The organism is Rhizobium sp. NLR16a, assembly GCF_017948245.1.
Taxonomy (GTDB): domain Bacteria; phylum Pseudomonadota; class Alphaproteobacteria; order Rhizobiales; family Rhizobiaceae; genus Rhizobium.
Genome location: NZ_CP072868.1, coordinates 45,018 through 63,481, shown reverse-complemented (window position 1 = coordinate 63,481; position 18,464 = coordinate 45,018). Strand labels below are relative to the sequence as shown.

20 protein-coding genes are annotated in these 18,464 nt (G+C 62.0%); 9 read left to right on the top strand and 11 right to left on the bottom strand.

The annotated features are described in order from the left end of the window. Positions 1-3 precede the first annotated feature (3 nt). Both J7U39_RS25030 and gloB read right to left on the bottom strand, forming a co-directional pair. On the bottom strand, positions 4-426 hold the full coding sequence (locus J7U39_RS25030) for a cupin domain-containing protein (protein WP_210632891.1): 423 nt from the start codon (positions 424-426) through the stop codon (positions 4-6). Next, positions 426-1,196 carry a hydroxyacylglutathione hydrolase gene (gene gloB / locus J7U39_RS25025; protein ID WP_210632890.1) on the bottom strand — a complete coding sequence of 257 codons (771 nt, stop codon included), beginning with the start codon at positions 1,194-1,196 and terminating at the stop codon, positions 426-428. Before gloB ends, J7U39_RS25030 begins: the two co-directional genes overlap by 1 nt. 53 nt (positions 1,197-1,249) lie before the next feature. Between gloB and J7U39_RS25020 the strand changes: the two genes are divergently transcribed. The 4 genes from J7U39_RS25020 to J7U39_RS25005 all read left to right on the top strand — a co-directional run bounded on the left by J7U39_RS25020 (position 1,250) and on the right by J7U39_RS25005 (position 4,598). Then, positions 1,250-2,026 (top strand): class I SAM-dependent methyltransferase, encoded by a 777-nt coding sequence (locus J7U39_RS25020; protein ID WP_210632889.1) that lies wholly within the window; start codon positions 1,250-1,252, stop codon positions 2,024-2,026. Positions 2,027-2,136: 110 nt separating this feature from the next. Then, on the top strand, positions 2,137-3,246 hold the full coding sequence (gene hisC, locus J7U39_RS25015; RefSeq protein WP_210632888.1) for a histidinol-phosphate transaminase: 1,110 nt from the start codon (positions 2,137-2,139) through the stop codon (positions 3,244-3,246). Further along, positions 3,243-4,169 (top strand): prephenate/arogenate dehydrogenase family protein, encoded by a 927-nt coding sequence (locus J7U39_RS25010; RefSeq protein ID WP_210632887.1) that lies wholly within the window; start codon positions 3,243-3,245, stop codon positions 4,167-4,169. The genes hisC and J7U39_RS25010 overlap by 4 nt, the downstream gene beginning before the upstream one ends. A 9-nt stretch (positions 4,170-4,178) precedes the next feature. Further along, complete coding sequence (locus J7U39_RS25005; RefSeq protein ID WP_210632886.1) at positions 4,179-4,598, top strand: GNAT family N-acetyltransferase; 420 nt, start codon at positions 4,179-4,181, stop codon at positions 4,596-4,598. A 28-nt stretch (positions 4,599-4,626) separates the two neighbouring features. On the opposite strand, the gene J7U39_RS25000 is transcribed toward J7U39_RS25005, so the two are convergent. Further along, positions 4,627-5,643, bottom strand: a complete 1,017-nt coding sequence (locus J7U39_RS25000) for a DUF2125 domain-containing protein (protein ID WP_210632885.1) — start codon at positions 5,641-5,643, stop codon at positions 4,627-4,629. 49 nt (positions 5,644-5,692) lie between these two features. Between J7U39_RS25000 and J7U39_RS24995 the strand changes: the two genes are divergently transcribed. After that, entirely contained in the window at positions 5,693-6,223 is a 531-nt protein-coding gene (locus J7U39_RS24995) for a gamma-glutamylcyclotransferase (RefSeq protein WP_210632884.1), read from the top strand. On the opposite strand, the gene J7U39_RS24990 is transcribed toward J7U39_RS24995, so the two are convergent. From J7U39_RS24990 to ftsE, 4 genes are all read right to left on the bottom strand, one after another. Further along, complete coding sequence (locus J7U39_RS24990) at positions 6,224-7,021, bottom strand: 1-acyl-sn-glycerol-3-phosphate acyltransferase (RefSeq protein WP_210632883.1); 798 nt, start codon at positions 7,019-7,021, stop codon at positions 6,224-6,226. 87 nt (positions 7,022-7,108) lie between these two features. Next, positions 7,109-7,825, bottom strand: coding sequence for a YdcF family protein (locus tag J7U39_RS24985; protein WP_210632882.1), 717 nt, complete (start codon positions 7,823-7,825; stop codon positions 7,109-7,111). 66 nt (positions 7,826-7,891) lie between these two features. After that, positions 7,892-8,911 carry an ABC transporter permease gene (locus J7U39_RS24980; RefSeq protein WP_210632881.1) on the bottom strand — a complete coding sequence of 340 codons (1,020 nt, stop codon included), beginning with the start codon at positions 8,909-8,911 and terminating at the stop codon, positions 7,892-7,894. Continuing rightward, entirely contained in the window at positions 8,904-9,563 is a 660-nt protein-coding gene (gene ftsE, locus J7U39_RS24975) for a cell division ATP-binding protein FtsE (RefSeq protein WP_064805284.1), read from the bottom strand. The genes J7U39_RS24980 and ftsE overlap by 8 nt, the downstream gene beginning before the upstream one ends. Before the next feature lie 206 nt (positions 9,564-9,769). Here ftsE and J7U39_RS24970 point away from each other — a divergent pair, with 206 nt between their 5' ends. The 3 genes from J7U39_RS24970 to J7U39_RS24960 all read left to right on the top strand — a co-directional run bounded on the left by J7U39_RS24970 (position 9,770) and on the right by J7U39_RS24960 (position 11,590). Next, positions 9,770-10,423: a hypothetical protein gene (locus tag J7U39_RS24970; RefSeq protein ID WP_210632880.1), complete on the top strand. Its 654-nt coding sequence runs from the start codon at positions 9,770-9,772 to the stop codon at positions 10,421-10,423. A 129-nt stretch (positions 10,424-10,552) separates the two neighbouring features. Next, positions 10,553-11,095, top strand: a complete 543-nt coding sequence (gene hpt / locus J7U39_RS24965; RefSeq protein WP_064805282.1) for a hypoxanthine phosphoribosyltransferase — start codon at positions 10,553-10,555, stop codon at positions 11,093-11,095. 135 nt (positions 11,096-11,230) lie between these two features. Then, the gene (locus tag J7U39_RS24960) at positions 11,231-11,590 is read left to right on the top strand and encodes a response regulator (RefSeq protein WP_010028815.1); all 360 of its coding nucleotides are present in this window, start codon (positions 11,231-11,233) and stop codon (positions 11,588-11,590) included. 145 nt (positions 11,591-11,735) lie between these two features. Here J7U39_RS24960 and J7U39_RS24955 read toward each other — a convergent pair whose 3' ends face one another. The 4 genes from J7U39_RS24955 to argH form a co-directional block, all read right to left on the bottom strand. Next, positions 11,736-14,405 (bottom strand): TIGR02302 family protein, encoded by a 2,670-nt coding sequence (locus J7U39_RS24955; RefSeq protein WP_210632879.1) that lies wholly within the window; start codon positions 14,403-14,405, stop codon positions 11,736-11,738. A 268-nt stretch (positions 14,406-14,673) separates the two neighbouring features. After that, positions 14,674-15,942 carry a diaminopimelate decarboxylase gene (gene lysA, locus J7U39_RS24950; RefSeq protein ID WP_210632878.1) on the bottom strand — a complete coding sequence of 423 codons (1,269 nt, stop codon included), beginning with the start codon at positions 15,940-15,942 and terminating at the stop codon, positions 14,674-14,676. Between the two features lie 12 nt (positions 15,943-15,954). Further along, a complete protein-coding gene (locus J7U39_RS24945) occupies positions 15,955-16,149 on the bottom strand; it encodes a lipoprotein (protein ID WP_003582619.1) in 195 nt (64 codons plus the stop codon). A gap of 153 nt (positions 16,150-16,302) precedes the next feature. Then, positions 16,303-17,706, bottom strand: coding sequence for an argininosuccinate lyase (gene argH, locus J7U39_RS24940; protein WP_210632877.1), 1,404 nt, complete (start codon positions 17,704-17,706; stop codon positions 16,303-16,305). A gap of 24 nt (positions 17,707-17,730) precedes the next feature. Between argH and J7U39_RS24935 the strand changes: the two genes are divergently transcribed. After that, positions 17,731-18,393 (top strand): TlpA disulfide reductase family protein, encoded by a 663-nt coding sequence (locus J7U39_RS24935; protein ID WP_210632876.1) that lies wholly within the window; start codon positions 17,731-17,733, stop codon positions 18,391-18,393. Positions 18,394-18,464: the final 71 nt, after the last annotated feature.

Sequence of the window (18,464 nt, the reverse complement as noted above, 5' to 3'; positions counted from 1 at the left end):
CCCTCAGTCGCCAGGTTTCCAATCCGCCGGCGCCATCTCGAAGCTCGAAAATTCGAAGCCGGGCGAAACAGTGCAGCCGACCAGGGTGAAATCGCCGAGCGATTCGGCCGATTGCCACCAATTGGCGGGAATGATTGCCTGCGGCCGCTCGCCGGCAGGAAGGTTTGTTCCGAGCGTCAGCGTCTCGCTTGCCATCCCGTCCTGCGAGCGGTGCAGCGCCAGCGGCGCACCGGCGTAATAATGCCAGACCTCGACCGCGTCATGGACGCGATGCCAGTGCGAACGCTGTCCCTTTGTCAGCAGATAATAGATCGCCGTCGAATGGCCGCGCTCTCCACCCGCCGTGTCGCGGAATGTCTGCACGTACCAGCCGCCTTCGGGATGCGGCTGCATGCCGAGCTCGCGAATGATCCCCTCAGGCGACATCAGAAATTGTCCTTGCGCTTGCGGATCTCGGCAAAGACCTCCTCATTCGTCTTGCCTTCCATGATCAGATTGCGGCGGATCGCCGGATCGGCGGCGCGCAGAAACGGATTGGTTTCCTTCTCCAGCCCGAGCGTCGTCGGGACGGTGAATTTGCCCTCGGCGCGCAAGGCTTCGATCTCGGCGGCGCGGCTCTTCAGGCGCTCATTGTCGGGATCGACCGTCAGCGCGAAGCGGGCGTTGGACAATGTATATTCGTGGCCGAAATAGACGGCGGTCTCGTCCGGCAGCACGGCGAGCTTCTGCAGGGAATGCCACATGTCGGCGGCGGGGCGTTCGAAAAGGCGGCCGCAGCCGAGGGCAAACAGCGTGTCGGCGGCAAAGAGCAGCTTGTCGTCGACGAAGTGATAGCAGATGTGACCGGCAGTGTGACCGGGGGTCTCGATGACCTTGACCGTGTGATCGCCGAAAAGGAAGCTGTCGCCATCGGCCATCGTCCGGTCGAGACCGGGAATGGCGATAGCCTCGTTGATCGGGCCGATGATCTCGCAGCCGAATTGCTCCTTCAGCGCCAGGTTGGCGGCGACGTGATCGGTGTGGTGATGGGTGGTGAAGATGTGGGTGATCTTCCAGCCGCGCCGTGTCGCCGCTTCCAGGATCGGCGCCTCCTCCGGCGCGTCGATCGCCGCGGTATATCCCGTCTCCGGATCGTGTACGAGCACGCCGAAATTGTCGGTGCGGCAGAGAAAAACGTCTAATTCCAAAGGTTTCATCTTCAAACAATCCCTTGTCCCACGACTCTCGCGGGAATGTAGAGAGTCCGGCCTTGAAGTCCAACCGCCCGCTGATAACATTTATCGCAATGCACGCGGATATCGTCGACCTACGCCAGTTCTATCACTCCGACCTCGGGCGTCTTGCCGAGCAGTCGATCGCCATGGCGCTCTCGTCGCTGTGGGTGCGCCTGCCGCAGGAGCGTCTCGTCGGTCTCGGTTATGCCGTGCCTTTCCTCGATCGCTTCCAGGCCGATACCGAACGCACCTTCGCCTTCATGCCGGCCGGACAGGGCGCGGTGAACTGGCCGATGGGCTCGCTGTCGTCGACGACGCTGATTTTCGATGAGGAACTGCCGCTGCCGGATTCCTCGATCGACCGAGTGCTGATGGTGCATTCTCTCGAGTTCGCGGAAAGTCCGCGCGAGACGCTGAAGGAGCTCTGGCGGGTGCTGGCGCCGGGCGGACGGCTTGTCATCGTGGTGCCGAACCGGCGCGGGGTCTGGGCCCGCATGGAACACACGCCCTTCGGTTCGGGCCGGCCCTATTCCCGCGGTCAGCTGACGCATCTGCTGCGCGAGACGAATTTCACGCCAGGTGCGACCGCCGAAGCGTTGTTCTTTCCGCCCTCGAAACTCAGGACCATCCTGCGCCTACGCCGCGCCTTCGAGCGGATCGGCCGCACCTTATGGCCGGCTTTTTCGGGTGTCATCATCGTCGAGGCGCAGAAGCGGCTCTATCAGGGGTTGCCGGTGGCCGCCCGCGCTTCCCGCCGCGTCTTCGTGCCTGTTCTCGCGCCGCACGGCGTGCCGACTGCACGCAACGGATGAAGTTAATTCCGTCATTCTCCTTACACTTGTGTCACGCCCATACCTCTCGACAACAATCACATTCCGCTTTAATGCCACTTGGTCATTTTCCGGAAATCCAAGGTCGACCCATGAGCGTTGAGATCAGCAAGCCCGTTCCGCGTCCCGGTATTCTCGATATCGCATCCTATGTGCCGGGCAAGGAACATGCGCCGGGTGTCGCCCGCGTTTACAAGCTCTCCTCCAACGAAACGCCGCTCGGCGCCAGCCCGAAGGCGATCGAGGCCGTCAAGGCAGCTGCCGACAATCTGGGACGTTATCCCGACGGGCAGGCGATCGAACTGCGCGAAGCGATCGCCGCTGTGCATGGCCTCAATCCGGCAAACATCCTTTGCGGCAATGGTTCCGACGAGCTGCTCGGCCTGCTGTGCCATGTCTATCTGGGCGCCGGCGATGAAGGCATCATCACCGAGCATGGCTTCCTCGTCTACAAGATCCAGATCATGGGCACGGGCGCCACGCCCATCGTCGTCAAGGAGAAGGACTATACGGTCGACGTCGACGCGATCCTGGCGGCGGTGACGGAAAGGACGAAGATCGTCTTCATCGCCAATCCAGGCAACCCCACCGGTACATACGTTCCCGTCAGCGAAATCCGCCGTCTGCAGGCCGGGCTGCCGAAACACGTCGTCCTTGTGCTCGATGCGGCCTATGCCGAATATGTGCGCCGCAACGATTATGAAGCCGGCATAGAGGTCGTGTCTTCCAGCTCCAACGTGGTGATGACCCGCACCTTTTCGAAAGCCTATGGTCTTGCGGCTTTGCGCGTCGGCTGGATGTATGCGCCCGCCGAGATCGTCGATGCCGTGAACCGTGTCCGCGCTCCGTTCAACCTGAATGCGGCCGCGATCGCCGCTGGTGCCGCGGCCATCCGCGACCAGGCCTTCGTCCAGCAGGCCGTCTCTTTCAACCAGATGTGGGTGGAGACGCTCACCGAGGCCCTCGAAGCGATCGGGCTGAACGTGACGCCCTCCGTCGCCAATTTCGTCCTCATTCATTTTCCTGACGTCGACGGCAGGCGCGCGGCCGATGCCGACGAGCTCCTGACGAGCCGCGGCTACATCCTGCGCGCCGTGCGCAGTTACGGCTTTTCCAATGCGCTGCGGATGAGCATCGGTCCTGAAGAGGCCAATCGCGGCGTCATGGCCACGCTGCGTGAGTTCATGGGACGGCAGGCATGAGTGTGCTGTTCGATCGCATCGCGCTGATCGGCATCGGGCTGATTGGCTCCTCGCTTGCCCACGACATCCGGCGGCTCGGGCTTACCAAAGAGATCGTCGTCGCAACGCGCAGTGCCGAGACGTTGAAGCGCGCCGAAGAGCTCGGCCTCGGCGACCGCTATACGACCTCTTCGGCCGATGCTGTTCGAGATGCCGACCTCATCATCGTTTCGGTGCCGGTCGGCGCTTCGGAAGGCGTAGCGAAGGAAATCGCCGGCAATCTCAAGTCCGGCGCTATCGTCACCGATGTCGGCTCCACCAAAGCGTCTGTGATCGCGCAAATGCAGCCGCATATGCCTGACGACGTGCATTTCATCCCCGGCCATCCGCTGGCCGGCACGGAAAAATCCGGCCCGGATGCCGGTTTCCCCGGCCTCTTCGAAGGCCGTTGGTGCATCTTCACGCCGGTTCCGGGTACCGACGAGACGGCGCTGAAGCGGCTGCGCGGCTTCTGGGAAGCGGTCGGATCGAAGGTCGACGAGATGGATGCGGAGCATCACGACAAGGTGCTCGCGATCGTTTCGCATCTGCCGCACATCATCGCCTACAACATCGTCGGCACCGCCGACGATCTGGAGACGGTGACGGAGTCCGAGGTCATCAAATATTCGGCATCCGGCTTTCGCGATTTCACCCGTCTCGCCGCTTCCGACCCGACGATGTGGCGCGACGTCTGCCTGCACAATCGTGATGCCATCCTCGAAATGCTGGCGCGCTTCTCGGAGGATCTCGCCTATCTGCAGCGCGCGATCCGCTGGGGCGAGGGCGACAAGATCTTCGAACTCTTCACCCGCACGCGCGCCATCCGTCGCTCGATCATCCAGGCTGGCCAGGATGTCGACGCGCCCGATTTCGGCCGCCCCCACGCGCTTGATAAGAAGTAGCGGCTAGCGATGGCGGAGGTGGCGAGCGCGAGCCAGGCGGAGGTCGACTGGTTGACGCGCGAGGATGCCACTGCAGGCAAGGCATGGGTCTCGCGATGCGTGGCGTTCGGTGAATATCTCGTCGCCAGGCAGGCCGGGGAGATCGTCGGCTTCCTGCGTTTCTCCCGCTTCTGGGGCAGGATTCCCTATATGGAAATGATCCGCGTCCTGCCCGAATACCGCCGGTCGGGCATCGGCACCGCGTTGTTTCTTGCTTGGGAAGGAGCGATGCGCGGTGAGGGCGCTCGCCTGCTGATGACGTCGAGCGAATGCGACGAGAGCCGGCCGCAGGACTGGCATCGCCGCAATGGATTTGCCGAAATCGGCGCGATCGAGCTGCCTGGCCTGCAATCGGTGCCTGAGGTGTTTTTCACGAAGCGGATCGATTAGGGCCTTCCAGCACTCTGACCCGGAAGTCTTAGATCGGCGGGATCTGGCCGAGCGGAATGAAGCCGCTGACGGTGGCATTGCCGCGGTCGACGACGAGATCGACCGAGACCTTGTCTCTGCCGCCGGCCAGCGCCTTCAGCATCTTCGTCGCCGTGTTGACGGTCGAGGCAATATCCGGGAAGGCCTGTTTCAGGCTGTCGCCCCAGGGGCCGAGCCGTTCGATTTCCAGCTTGAATTTTCCGGAGAGAAAGCCCTGCTCGTCGAAGGAAAAGGGGCCGGTGAGCGTCATCACCTTACCGTCGCCGATATCGGCAACGATGCGACGCAGTTCGCCGGCTGAACCATTGAGGCCGTTCGGGTCGCTGCCGTCGATCAGGCCGGCTTTTCCGGCAATCGTGAGATCGATACTGGCGGAGAGTTTCGGGAAGAGCTGCGGCCAATCCTTGATCGCCGTGTTCGCATCCTGCACCGAGATTGCACCGTCGAGATCGGCGCCGTTTTGGCGCAGGTGAATTTCGGTGCGAGCTGCATCGAAGCTGATGGTCTGACCGGTATAGGAGGAAACCGCCGTCGCCTTAAGACCCTCGATGACGGTGGAGCTGTGATCAACGCCCTGCAGCTTGGTCGTCAGGCTCGCCTGCAGATTCGCCCATTGGGCAGAGACCGAAAGGCCGTTTGTGGTGCGGATTTCGGCCGGCGAATCGAGCTCCCAGACGATATGGCTCGGCGCATAGACCTGTGCGGCGGAGCGCAATGCGCCAAAGGTGGCGGAGACGCCGTTGACATTGTCGTCGACATCGACCTTGGAGCAGAACAGACCGATGCGGAAAGGATAGCCGCGGAATTCGATATCGGAGCATTCGCCGGTGACGCCTGCCTGATCGCGCGGCGCGATTGCTTTCAGCACCGTCGCTTTCAAAGCCGATGCGGCATAAAACCAGCCGCCGGTATAAAGCGCGATCACCAGGAGGATGCCTCCGCCCAGCAACGAGAATTTCTTGCTGTTGCCGGTTTGGCTGCTGCCGGATCGGCTTGACGCTGCCATGATGTTCTCCAATGGTGAATCGCAAAGTGATTCCGGTCTGGCGTGCGATATGGACGAATTTTGGGTGTTTGGCTACGGCTCGCTGATGTGGAATCCGGGCTTCGAGTTCCTGGAGCGGGCAGAAGCTCTGGTGCATGGTTACAGGCGTTCGCTATGCGTCCGATCCTTCGTTCATCGCGGCACGCGCGACAATCCGGGCCTGGTGCTCGGTCTCGACAGGGGCGGAGCTTGCCGCGGCATGGCGTTCCGTGTTTCGGCGCACAAATGGGGCGAGGTAATCGATTATCTCCGCGCCCGCGAACTCGTCACCAATGTCTATCTGGAGCGCCGGGTTCGGCTGCAGTTTGCCGGCGGCCGCCGAACGGAAGCGGTGACCTACATCGCTGATCGCGACCACGAGCAATATGCCGGCACGCTCGACGCGGTTGCGGCCGCGCGGGTGGTGAACGAAGCCAGGGGGCAGTCAGGCCCGAACGATGCCTATGTCTTCAACACACTTGCGCACCTGAAACAGATGGGCATTCGCGACCCGTGGCTGGAGCAGGTCGGCAACGAGGTGGAGCGGCTGCGGGCCGGCTGATCAGACCGTCGCCGCCTTCACTTTGCGCAGCTCGGCCAGCCGAGCGATCGCTGTCGGCGGCAACGGCAGATGCGGATTGCGTTCGATGGTATCGATGAGGAGCTCGTCGCTCGCCCGCTCCGTGACCTCGATCAGCTGAGCGAAGAAAGCATCCGGATCCATTCCCGGCATGATCGGCGGCAGGATCCTGACCTTGAAATGGCCGGGATAACGACGGACGCTCCGCCGCGGCCAGAAGAGGCCGGGATGCATCGCAACCGGCACGACGGGAATGCCAAGATCGCGGTACATGCGGGCGATGCCGTATTTATAGACCGGCTCCGCACCCGGCGGGCGGCGGGTGCCCTCAGGATAGATGATCAGCTGGCGGCCGGTCGAAAGCTCTTCCCTAGTGCGTTTCAGCACCTCTACCATCACTTTGCCGCGGGCGCCGCGATCGACCGGGATCATGCGCTGCTTCTTCGCATACCAGCCAAAGAGCGGAATCCACATCAGCTCGCGCTTCAGGATGTAGACCGGATCCTTGAGGTTGGGCAGCAGCGCATAGGTGTCCCAGAAGGACTGGTGCTTCGGCGCCAGGATAAAACTGCCCTCAGGCAGGTTCTGCAACCCCTCGATCTCGAAGGTCGTCCCGACGATCATGCGCATCAGCCAATGGTTGGAGCGCGCCCAATTCTTTGGAATCGCGTAGGCCGTCAGGCGCGGCACCACGAAATAATAGGGCGAGAGCACGATCATCCGGATGATGAGATTGGCATAGAAGATCGTGTTGAAGAGGACGGAACGCAGGGCGATCATGAAATTATCCCGAGGCATGCTCATGCGACCGGCCTACACGATATTGCCCGTCATAAAAAGCGTTTGATGCCGCCGTGATGCAAAAGCTCAGTCTGAGGGGGATACGGCTGCCGAGCGCAGTCCGGTATGGCGGCCGAAGCCGGTGATGTTGCGGGCGCCTGTTAACAGCACCTTTGCATATTCGGCGAGCATGACGCGCATTGCGTTCGGGTCGGTAAACCAGTTGCGGGTCTTCAAATCCGAATTGACCACCGGATAGGGGATGAATTCGATGTCCGGATCGACATAGGAGAGTTCTGCGAGGCTGCGCGGCATATGATAATTGTTGGTGACGACGAGAATGCTTCTGTATCCCCTGGCGTGGATCCAGTTGGAGGTTTCCTCGGCGTTGCCGATCGTGTCTATCGCATCATGGCCGATATCAACGCAGCAGGAGAAAAGATCGGCCGAGCCTTGCGTCATCTTGCGAATCTGCGCTGGCGTGGTCGTCGGGTGGACGCCCGAGATCAGCAGTCGTTTGCCTGCCCCCTTCTGCAGCAATTCCACGGCCTGGTCGATGCGCTGGTAGCCGCCTGTCAGCACGACGATCGCATCCGCCTTCGGCTCGACCGGGGGCCTGAGCGTTGTCACGGAATCGGCAAACCGCAGAAAGCCGCCGAACACCAGAGCGATCGCCAGAACGCAGCCAAAGCCACCCCAGCGCAGCAGGCGGCGGATTGGACCACGCCGCGGCGGCAGGCCCGCCGGACGATCAAGCTCCGGGTCCTGCCGAATCGGATTGCGTGTCGTATCGCCCATGGTCATGAATCGTGATTATACGCTGATTGCGGCGCGGAACAGACGCTTTCACGATAAAACGGCATGGCACGATCAACTTGCGATGCCGTCGGTGCGTGTCGGATCCGAACGCAATGTATCGATTTCATAGATCGTCCGCATGACGGTCAGCCGCGCCGTGACGGTCGTCAGGAGCGCGATGACGATCATCGTCGCGAAGATGCCGGCATAACCGAGTACGCCGACGGAGAAGGTGCCGAACAGCGCCGTTGCCTGATCTGTTTCCGGTGTTGCCAGCGTGCGGCTCTGCCAGAAGCCGGCGGTGGCAAAGAAAAGAGCCGCAAGCGCGCTGCCGATCGCCGAGCCCTTGAAGCTGATCTTCAGAAAATGCTTCTGAAATTCGGTAGCGACGAAGGAGCTCTCGGCACCGACGAAATGCAGCACTTCGACGATGTGGCGGTTGCCCGACAGTGCACCGCGCGTGGCGAAGACGACGGTCAGCACCATTGCCGAGAAAACCAGGAGCAGGACGCCGGTGCCGATCAGCACCGTCGTGTGCGCCATGGAGACCAGGCGGTCGACCCAGGTGCGGTGATCGTCGAGGCTCGCCTGCGGGATGCTGTCCTTCAGGAGGCTCCGCATCGCGTCGAAATCCGGCGGATTGCTTTCGTCGATCGTGATGACGACGAGACGGGGAACAGGCAGATCCTTGAGATCGAGGCCGGGGCCGAGCCAAGGTTCGAGCAACCGGGCGGTGGCTGCCTCGTCGACGATCTGGCCGCTCTTGGTGCCGACGAATGTCAGCGCCAGGTCGCGTGCCTGCGTCAGCGCCTTTTCCATGTCGAGATTGTCGTCCGGCTTGATCTGGATGGTGATCTCGCGGGAGATCTGGCTCTCCCAGCTTGCTGCCGTCGAACGCACCATGCTGACGCCGCCGAGCGTCAGGCAGGCGAGAAAGGCCATGATCGATATGACCACCATCAAGGCGTTGCCCTGGATATTGGAAGGCGGAAGGATCGGCGCGGTCGGGCGCACGCGCATTTCCGGGCGCTTCTGCTGGGCGGCAGGCTGGGCTGGCGCCTTCTCTCGGTTCCTGGACGGGGGCTCAGTCATAGATATCGAGATGCCCCTCCGAGAGGATCATACGGCGGGCTTCCACCTGTTCCATCAGCGTCAGGTCATGGGTGGCGATGACGACAGCCGTACCAAGCCGATTGAGTTCGAGGAAAAGATTGAGCAGGCGCCTCGCCATCGGCGGGTCGACATTGCCCGTCGGCTCGTCGGCCAGCAGGACTTCCGGCCTGTCCATCAGCGCCCGGGCGATAGCGGCGCGCTGCTTCTCTCCGCCGGAGAGGACCGGCGGCAGCACGTTGATGCGTTCGCCGAGGCCGACCCATTTCAAGAGTTCCAGAACGTCGGTCTTGTAGGAGCTTTCCTCCTTGCCGCGCACCCGCAAGGGCAAAGCGACATTCTCATAGGTCGTGAGATGGTCGAGCAGGCGAAAATCCTGGAAGACGATGCCGACGCGCCGGCGTAGCAGCGGCAACTCCGGCCGGGGGATTTCGGAAATGTCGCGCCCGAACATGCGGATCAGGCCACGTGTCGGCTGCAGCGACATGAAGAGCAGCCGCAGCAGCGAGGTCTTGCCGGCACCGGATGGGCCGGTCAGGAACTGAAAGGATTTTTTCGGAATGTCGAAGGTCAGGTCCCGGAGGATTTCCGGGCCCATGCCATAGCGCAAACCGACATTCTCGAAGTGGATCAACGGGCAACTCAGTCTGTTCTTGGTTTCACCGCGTGACTTGTTAACCAACACCGTTAACAGCCGGTAAATTTTGCCGGAAAGACGCCCGTTTGGCGGCAATCTTTGCGAAGCATTAACCATTAAAATTTACGACTGAGGAGGATTCGTTTCAATGCCAAGATTTCTTGCGGCAGCGAAACCATGTGGACATCTGCGGGGCAGCCACCATGGAAGCATCCTCCTTCAGCCGCCGGACACCGGGTCAGGCCTATGATTTCCTGCCGCCCGAACCCGCACGCCGCCAGTATCGTTCAACACGTTCTGCCGACGTTTCCGACGCCGAATTCGTGACGGTCGGCAAAACCCGGCCGAAGGACTTCGACCCCAGGATCCATAACGACAACAGCAGGCGCATGGCGGCAGCGCGCGTTACACCGCCGCCGCTCCTGCTGGCGATGGCTGCTTCCGCTCTGCGAAGGGCGGAATCCTGGCTGCAGCGGGCGTCGCTGCGCAGCTTCGCGGGACTGGTGCTGGCGCTCGCCGTGCTCGCTTTCGGGCTCGCAGGCGGCTTTTCCGGCCTTTCCGCCGCGGGGGCCTCCTCCGGAGCGCCGCTGCATTTCACCCATGTCACCGTGACACCGCGTGATGCGAACGGCATGCGCGTGCTCGTCATCAACGGCATCATCGAAAACGAAAGCGGCACCACGCAGACGGTGCATCCCATTCGCGCCGATCTGGTGGCGGACGAACGGCTGACGGCAAGTGTCGTCATCGACCCGCCCGCCGACGTCATCTACGGCGGCCAAAGCCGTGGCTTTTCGGCCCGAGTCCAGCACGCCGGCGGAAAATTGCCGGAGGTCCGGCTTTCCTTCCTGCCGTAGAAATAACGCGATTCGTGATGGCTTTCCGCCGCAAGATGCGCCGATCCCGTTGATTTCCTGACCGGCGAGGCTGTTTCAGGCGCGCATATGTGCTAACGGCTTACCCTTCTTTTCATGGAGCAAGCCCTTATGCCTGTTGTGCGCGGAAAAAACATCGAGCCGCTCTTCACCGCCGAGCAGATCGCGGAGCGCAATCATGCCATGGCGCGGGAGATCGCCAACGGGCCGACCAAGGACCTGCTCGTCATTGCCGTGCTCAAGGGCTCCTTCATCTTCGCCGCCGACCTGATCCGCGCCCTGCACGACACCGGGCTTGCCCCCGAGGTCGAGTTCATCACGCTGTCGAGCTACGGCACCGGCACGGTTTCGCAGGGCGTGCGCATCGTCAAGGATATCGACAGCGACGTGCATGGCCGAGACGTCCTCCTGATCGACGATATTCTCGAGTCCGGCCGGACGCTGCTCTTTGCCAAGGAACTGCTCTTCGAACGTGGCGCGCGCAACGTGACGATCGCCGTGCTGCTCGACAAGCGGGTCAAGCGCAAGGAAAAGCTGGAGGCCGATTATGTCGGCTTCGAATGTCCCGATTACTTCGTCGTCGGCTACGGTATGGACGTTGCCTACGCGTTTCGCGAACTGCCCTTCGTCGGTGTGGTGACCGGCGACGCCTGAGGAATGCAGGCGTCGCTCCCTTGCCGCGTGAAGACGGGTTGTTAACCATCTCGTCCATCGCTTCACCATCTTTACCGATCGAAAAGGAAAGTCTGGTGATTTCCGTCGCGGGGCTGAAGACGGAGCAATGCACATATGGCAAGAATTCTGATTACGGAAGACGAGGACTCCCTGCGGTCTTTCGTAGCCCGGGCCTTGCGGCTCGACGGTCACGAGACCGATGAGGCGGCCGACGGCGCCGAGGGGCTGGAGAAGCTGAAGGACGGGGTCTACGATCTGCTGCTGTCGGACATCCGCATGCCCGTGATGGACGGAATCGAACTCGCCCATCAGGCGAAAGACGCCTTCCCCGCTTTGAAGATCCTGCTGATGACCGGCTATGCCGAGCAGCGCGAGCGCGCCGACGACCTCGCAGAAAAAATCATCGACGTCGTCGCCAAGCCATTTGCGCTTCCCGATATTCGCAAGGCTGTCGCCCGGGCACTCGTCGCTTAACCTGATATTGATGACGCAAGAGCGGTTCAGCTTTTTCTGAAGCGCAGAACCGCTCTATTCTTTTGGATTTAAGCAATTCCCGGCAAAAGCGCTTCGCGCTTTGCCTGGGAAAACCGCTTTGTACTTTTCCTGGAATTGCTTTCGCCTACTGGATATCCAGGAGCCGTTCGAGATATCGCCGTTCCATCTCTTGCGGCGGATTATTGCCGAGCTTCTCACGAATCGCATCGAGGATTTCCCGCGCGCGCTGGACGTCGATCTCATCCGGCACCTTCACACCGTCGTCGCCGAGATAGCCGTTGCTCATGCGCGGTCGTCCCAGTGGATCGCGGCCGTTCTGATCGCCTTGGCCGACTTGGCCATTCGGGCCCTGTCCCTGCTGGCCCCGTTGCGCCTGCATCATCTGGTTCATCATGTCGCGGGCCCCCTGGCGAAGGGCTTCAAGCGCGCGGCCCTGGTTCTCGACGGCCGTGTCGCCGCGGCCCTGGCCGAGTTCGCGGCCGGCGCCCTCCATCTCGCGTTGAGCCTGGCCGAAGCCGGGACCGGGCTTCATGCCCATTTCGCCGAGTTTTTTCTGCAATTCGCCGAGCTGCTTGCCGAGGCCATCCTGCCGGGCGCGCAACTGTTTCAGCGCTTCCCTGAGCTGCTCGGCCGTCATCTGGTCGGAAGGTCGCTGGCCCTGACCTTGCTGGCGCTGGTCTTGCTGCCCTTGCTGCTGATCCTGCGGCTCGCCATTCTCTCCCGGCATCATCTCGTCGAGCAGCGGATCGTTTTCGCCCATATCGGATTCGCCACGCTGCATGCGGTCCTTGAGCTGCTGATCGAGGCGGAAGGTTTCTTCCATCAGCTTCTGCTGATCGCGCAGGATCCCGCCGAGCTTATCGATCTGCTTGCGGGCTTCGCTGTTTTCCTGACCCTGCTGGCCCCGCTGCGGCCGGCCGGCCTGCAGGTTGTTCATCATGCGCTGCAATTCCGACAGCATCTGCTGCGCCGCGTCGCGATTGCCGGAGCGGGCGAGATTTTCGATCTGGTCCATCATCCGTTCCAGATCCTGCTGGCGCAAGATGTTCTGCGCATTCTGGTTCGGCTGCATCGTCGGGGCGTTCTGCATGCGCTGGGCAAGCTCGCTCAGGTAATCCTGCATCGCCTTGCGCAGCTCGTCCATCAGCTTCCTGATCTCTTCGTCGGGGGCGTTGCGGTTCAACGCATCGGCAAGCTTCTGCTGGGCGTCGCGCAGCTTGCGTTCGGCAAGCGAAAGATCGCCGTCCTCCATGCCGAGCGCAATCTCCCAGAGATATTGGGCCGTATCCTTCAGCGCCTCCTCGCCTTTTGCCAGCTTCATGCGGGCCAAGGCCGATTGCAGCAGCAGGTAGTTGGTAAGCTTGGGGATGGTCTCCTCGGGACGGATGGTCAGCGCCTCGTTCAGCGCGATCGCCTGCGGCATCTTACGGGTATCGAGCGCGAAAACCTGCCGTTCCTCGGCGACGGCTGCGGCAAGCGGCTCGCTGAAAGGCCGCGAGGGCAGCGTCATCTCATAGGGCGGGCTGCGGCCGGTCTGGCCGGCGGCATCCTTGGCGACGAGGGTAATGCGCACCGGCTTGCCGGCAAGCGGATGTTCGGTCAGATTCCGGCTGGTCACGCCCTTGGCGTCGCGGGCGTTGCGGCGGGGAATATCCAGCCGGTACTCCGGCAGCGGATAGAGCGGCGTCGCCGTCGGATCGGCCTCGACGGGAATAATCTCCGCATGGGCCTCCTGGACGCCGTAGTCATCCTTGACGGTGAAGCCGATTTCCAGCGCGCCATTGACGCTTACCTTCGGCATGCCATCAAATGCGATTTCGGGTGCCTTGTCAGGCAGCACGTCGAAGCTCCAGCGGCGACCATTGACCTCGAGCGCGCCGTTTTCCTCAAGCTTCATCACATGCGTCTGCGCGACGAGGGCATTGTTGGCAGGCGCGCCGGCCGTCGGCTGCTCGCCGGCAGGTGCAGGCACCTGCGGCGGCTTTGCGTCGGCCTGCAGGGCGATATCCCGCGCCTCGCCGTTCGCCTTGCGGAACACGACCTTTTCAGCCGTCTTTCCGCCGCTGACACGCACGGTGAGACCGGAAAACTGCGGAATGCCGATCGGTCCCTGTTCGCTGCCGTCCGCGGTCAAGTAAATCGGCGCGCGACCGGTATAGGAGGGCGGCGTCACCCAGGCGTCGATGCGCACCGCCGGATCGACCGCCACCTGCTCAGGCGCTGACTGCAATGCGTCGCCGATCGAGCCGCCGTTGAGCGACAGTGAATAGCCAAAAGCGGTGAAGAGCAGCAGAGCAGGGATGGCGCGCAGGGCGAAGCGGTCATGTGCGGCGATATCAGGCCGCGGCATGCCGGCGTCGAGTGCTGCGATCTTTTCGGCCATGCGCACCTGGTGCTCACGCCAAAGTGCCCGCGAAAAGGGCGTGTCGTAGGCCGGTTCGTCTTCCTGGACGGCAACTGGCTGGTGCGGCAGGCCGTTGCGCTCTTCCAGCATGCGATCGGCTTCAGCGGTTTTCGGCCAGCGCAGATGGCGGAAGGGGACAAGCGAGACGAGGAACGCCGCGGCAAAGGCGATCAGCAGCAGGATGCGCAGCCAGTCCGGTACGTTGCGGAAGATGCCGAACCAAGAGGCTGAGAGATAGAGGGCGACGATGCAGAGGACCGGCATCAGCAGCGGCAGCAACTGCTCGAAGAAGAGCACGGTGCGCGCCAGCAGGCGTTTCGTCGTTACCAGCCGGGCAAGCGAGGGCCGGAGCACAAATGCACCCTTGTTCCGCCTCGAGGGGCTTGTCATCGGGCCGGTCTCCGCGCTCTGGCGTTCTGGTACAGAGGGCGCTTCCGGCGATTGCGGGGCAATACGCTCATGAATGAAAGGATAACACTCTTTGTGGCGAAGGCGAGGGCGAACGGGCAGGAATACCGCCTTTTCACGTTTATTCGCCGAAAAGTGATGGCGCTGCTAAAGCGCGTCGCGATCATTCAGATTCGCTTCTTGCGCTTTAGCTCTTTGTTTTACGCATGTCGCTATCGCAAAACCGCTTCACACTTCTGCGCGACATGCTCTAGTCGAGCCAGGCCGGAACGGAATCCAGGCTGATCAGCTCAGCATAGGTCCTGCGCGGGCGAATCACATGAAAATCGCTGCCCTTGACCAGAACCTCGGGCACCAGCAGACGGCTATTATAGGTGCCGGCCTGCACCGCGCCATAGGCGCCGGCAGTGCTGACGGCCATCAGGTCGCCGGGCTTCGGCATCGCCATTTCGCGGTCGAGCGCCAGATAATCGCCCGTCTCGCAAACGGGGCCGACCACGTCGGCGCGGATGCGCGGCGCGTTCGCTGCCGAAATCGTCACTGGACGGATCTCGTGATAGGCCTCGTAGAGTGTCGGGCGGATGAGATCGTTCATCGCACCGTCGACGATGACGAAGGTCTTCTCGCCGCCGTCTTTCACGTACAGAACTTCGGTCACGAGGATGCCGGCATTCCCGACGATCAGCCGACCGGGTTCGGTGACGATCTTGCAGTTCAGGCCGCGCAGCTGGTTCTTAACGATCGCCGCATAGGCATCGGGCAGCGGCGGCGGATTGTTGTCATCCTTGTAGGGAACGCCAAGGCCGCCGCCGATGTCGACGTGATGGATGGAGTGGCCGTCGGCACGCAGCGTCGCGACGAGATCGCGCAGCAGCTTGAAGGCGTCGTCGAAGGGCTGCAGCTCGGTGATCTGGCTGCCGATATGCATGTCGATGCCGGTGACTTCGATGCCGGGCAGCTTGGCGGCATGGGCATAGATGGCGCGGGCGCGATCCCAGGAGATACCGAACTTGTTTTCCTTCTTGCCGGTCGAGATCTTCGCATGGGTCTTGGCATCGACATCAGGATTGATGCGGAAGGAGACCGGCGCCTTCTTGCCGACGTTGACAGCGCGCTGGTTGAGAATCTCGAGCTCAGGTTCGGATTCGACGTTGAAGCAGTAGATGCCGGCCTCGAGGGCGAAATCCATCTCCTGCGGCGTCTTGCCGACGCCCGAAAACATGATGCGGCTGGCCGGAATGCCGGCAGCAAGCGCACGGCGCAGTTCGCCTTCCGAGACGACGTCGATGCCGGCACCGAGGCGTCCCAGGGTCTTCAGCACGGCTTGGTTCGAGTTCGCCTTCATCGCGTAGCAAACCATGGAGTCGACATCGGCGAAGGCTTCCGAGAAAACGCGATAGTGGCGCTCCAGCGTTGCTGTGGAATAAACGTAGAACGGCGTGCCGACCGCCCTGGCGATCTCGGGAACGGGGACGTTCTCGGCGTAAAGGATGCCGTCGCGGTAATCGAAATGGTTCACGGGGTGCGCGCCTTAAAGGAGGGGGTCAAGAAGGAAGGGCTTATCAACGGTGCCGGGCTGTTTCGTCGGCTTGGAAACGTCGCCTTCCTTCGTCGCCGCAGCACTCGGCGGATCGAGATCACCCTTGCGTCCGCATCCGGCAACGGCAAGGCCGATGACGGCGAGCACCGCCGTCAGGCGGATGAGGTGCGGCAAGCTCTTCTGCATGGATATCCTCTTGTGCGGCGTATGGCTGATATCGTTCATTTCGAACGACGGGATCTTCATAGCGAAGTTTGTCCGCCTTGTGCACCCTGATTGTTGGACGGCATTCCCGCGCTTGCAGCAAGGGGGAGGCGGCTTTCAGCCTCCCCCTATCTGTCAATTGCGGGCGCGCCAGAAGGCAATCTGCTTGCGTACCTCGGAGGGCGCCGTGCCACCGAAGCTCTTGCGGCTGGCGACCGAGGCTTCCACCGTCAACACGTCGTAGACCTTGTCGGTGATCGCGGAATGGATCGCCTGCAGATCGGAGAGCGGCAGCTCGGCAAGATCGCAGCCCTCGCTTTCGGCGAGCGCCACGGCGCGACCGGTGACGTGATGGGCGTCACGGAAGGGCAGGCCCGCTTCGCGCACCAGCCAGTCGGCAAGATCGGTCGCCGTCGAAAAGCCGGAGCCGGCCGCCGCCTTCATGCGCGCTGTATTGACGGCCATGTCGCGCACCATGCCGGTCATGGCGGCGATTGCCAACTCCAGGCTCTCGGCCGCGTCGAAGACCTGCTCCTTGTCTTCCTGCATGTCCTTGGAATAGGCGAGCGGCAGGCCCTTCATGATCGTCAGCAGCGCGATCAGCGAGCCATTGATGCGGCCGGTCTTGGCGCGCACCAGTTCGGCCGCATCGGGGTTCTTCTTCTGCGGCATGATCGAGGAGCCGGTCGAGAAAGCGTCGGACAAGCGCACAAAGCCGAATTGCGGGGTCGACCAGATGACGATCTCTTCGGCGAGGCGCGACAGATGCATGCCCGTAATCGCGGCGATCGACAGGAATTCGATGGCGAAGTCGCGGTCGGAGACGGTGTCGATGGAGTTGCGGGTCGGCTCGCGGAAACCAAGCGCCTTGGCCGTCATGTGGCGATCGATCGGATAGCCAGTGCCGGCAAGGGCGGCCGCACCAATCGGGCTTTCGTCCAGGTGCTCGATGGCGTGGCGCACGCGCGCGCGGTCACGGCCGAACATTTCGACATAGGCCATGCAGTGATGGCCGAAGGTGACGGGCTGGGCGGTCTGCAGATGGGTAAAGCCCGGCATGACGCTTTCGGCATGTTCCTCGGCGCGGTCGAGGAAGGCGGCGATCAAGCCGGTGAGCATCTTCTCGGTCTTCTCGAGTTCTTCCTTCACCCAGAGGCGGAAGTCGAGCGCCACCTGGTCGTTGCGCGAGCGGGCGGTGTGCAGCCGGCCGGCCGCCGGCCCGATCAGCGTCGCCAGGCGCGCCTCGATATTCATGTGGATGTCTTCGAGCCGGCGCGAGAATTCGAAATTGCCGCTTTCGATTTCTGACAGGATCGTGTTTAGCCCGTGAACGATCTTGTCCCTATCGTCTGATGAAATGATCCCCTGATGGGCGAGCATCGTCGCATGGGCGACGGAACCGCGGATATCCTGCGCGAATAGCTTCTTGTCGAAACCGATCGAGGCATTTATCTCCTCCATGATCGCGTCCGGGCCGGAGGCGAAGCGCCCACCCCACATCTGGTTGGAGGATTTGGTGTCCGTATTGTTCTCGGCCATAAGATGCCCGTCCTGGAGAATGAAATGACGACGAAAAAACCATTCGGCCTGCCGTCCGGAAAACTGATCGCAATCGCCGCCGTCGCAGGGGTCGTTGCAGGTGCGGCAGCGGTATACGTGAAGGAGACGGGCATTGGCAATGGCATCGCCAGCAGCGCTTCAGCCGAATGCGCGCTGGCAAAGGAGCGCGCCGCCAATCTGGCGCCGCTCATGAAGGGGCAGGTCGCCGCCATGGTTGCCGCCAACGAGCCGCGCAAGCTGACCGCGGTTTCCTTCAACGAACCCGACGGTAAACCGCTGACGCTCGATCATTTCGCCGGCAGGACCGTTCTTCTCAATCTCTGGGCCACGTGGTGTGTGCCCTGTCGCGAGGAGATGCCGGCGCTGAACGCTCTGGAAAAGGAGATGGGCAGCGACAAGTTCCAGGTCGTGCCCGTCAATATCGACACTGGCAATGATGAAAAGCCGAAGAGTTTCCTTGCCGAGACCGGTGTCGATGCGCTGCAGCTTTACCGAGACAATACGATCGGCGTCTTCAACAGCTTGAAGAAGGAAGGTCTCGCTTTCGGCCTGCCGGTGACGCTGCTGCTCGACGACAAAGGCTGCCTGATCTCCGCCATGAACGGGCCTGCCGCCTGGGATAGTGAAGATGCAAAGGCGCTGATCAAGGCTGTGATCGGGTCGTGAGGATATTGCTCAGGAGTCTCCATCTCCTCTTATGAGGAAGACGCCCGCGAGTCCGATCAGGACGCAGCATT

What these genes read in the sequence shown, in the direction of transcription:
- J7U39_RS25030 (WP_210632891.1), bottom strand. Translation starts at nt 426, where the DNA reads ATGTCGCCTGAGGGGATCATTCGCGAGCTCGGCATGCAGCCGCATCCC.
- gloB (WP_210632890.1), bottom strand. Translation starts at nt 1,196, where the DNA reads ATGAAACCTTTGGAATTAGACGTTTTTCTCTGCCGCACCGACAATTTC.
- hisC (WP_210632888.1), top strand. Translation starts at nt 2,137, where the DNA reads ATGAGCGTTGAGATCAGCAAGCCCGTTCCGCGTCCCGGTATTCTCGAT.
- J7U39_RS25010 (WP_210632887.1), top strand. Translation starts at nt 3,243, where the DNA reads ATGAGTGTGCTGTTCGATCGCATCGCGCTGATCGGCATCGGGCTGATT.
- J7U39_RS25005 (WP_210632886.1), top strand. Translation starts at nt 4,179, where the DNA reads ATGGCGGAGGTGGCGAGCGCGAGCCAGGCGGAGGTCGACTGGTTGACG.
- J7U39_RS25000 (WP_210632885.1), bottom strand. Translation starts at nt 5,643, where the DNA reads ATGGCAGCGTCAAGCCGATCCGGCAGCAGCCAAACCGGCAACAGCAAG.
- J7U39_RS24995 (WP_210632884.1), top strand. Translation starts at nt 5,693, where the DNA reads ATGGACGAATTTTGGGTGTTTGGCTACGGCTCGCTGATGTGGAATCCG.
- J7U39_RS24990 (WP_210632883.1), bottom strand. Translation starts at nt 7,021, where the DNA reads ATGATCGCCCTGCGTTCCGTCCTCTTCAACACGATCTTCTATGCCAAT.
- J7U39_RS24985 (WP_210632882.1), bottom strand. Translation starts at nt 7,825, where the DNA reads ATGACCATGGGCGATACGACACGCAATCCGATTCGGCAGGACCCGGAG.
- J7U39_RS24980 (WP_210632881.1), bottom strand. Translation starts at nt 8,911, where the DNA reads ATGACTGAGCCCCCGTCCAGGAACCGAGAGAAGGCGCCAGCCCAGCCT.
- J7U39_RS24970 (WP_210632880.1), top strand. Translation starts at nt 9,770, where the DNA reads ATGGAAGCATCCTCCTTCAGCCGCCGGACACCGGGTCAGGCCTATGAT.
- hpt (WP_064805282.1), top strand. Translation starts at nt 10,553, where the DNA reads ATGCCTGTTGTGCGCGGAAAAAACATCGAGCCGCTCTTCACCGCCGAG.
- J7U39_RS24960 (WP_010028815.1), top strand. Translation starts at nt 11,231, where the DNA reads ATGGCAAGAATTCTGATTACGGAAGACGAGGACTCCCTGCGGTCTTTC.
- J7U39_RS24955 (WP_210632879.1), bottom strand. Translation starts at nt 14,405, where the DNA reads ATGACAAGCCCCTCGAGGCGGAACAAGGGTGCATTTGTGCTCCGGCCC.
- J7U39_RS24945 (WP_003582619.1), bottom strand. Translation starts at nt 16,149, where the DNA reads ATGCAGAAGAGCTTGCCGCACCTCATCCGCCTGACGGCGGTGCTCGCC.
- argH (WP_210632877.1), bottom strand. Translation starts at nt 17,706, where the DNA reads ATGGCCGAGAACAATACGGACACCAAATCCTCCAACCAGATGTGGGGT.
- J7U39_RS24935 (WP_210632876.1), top strand. Translation starts at nt 17,731, where the DNA reads ATGACGACGAAAAAACCATTCGGCCTGCCGTCCGGAAAACTGATCGCA.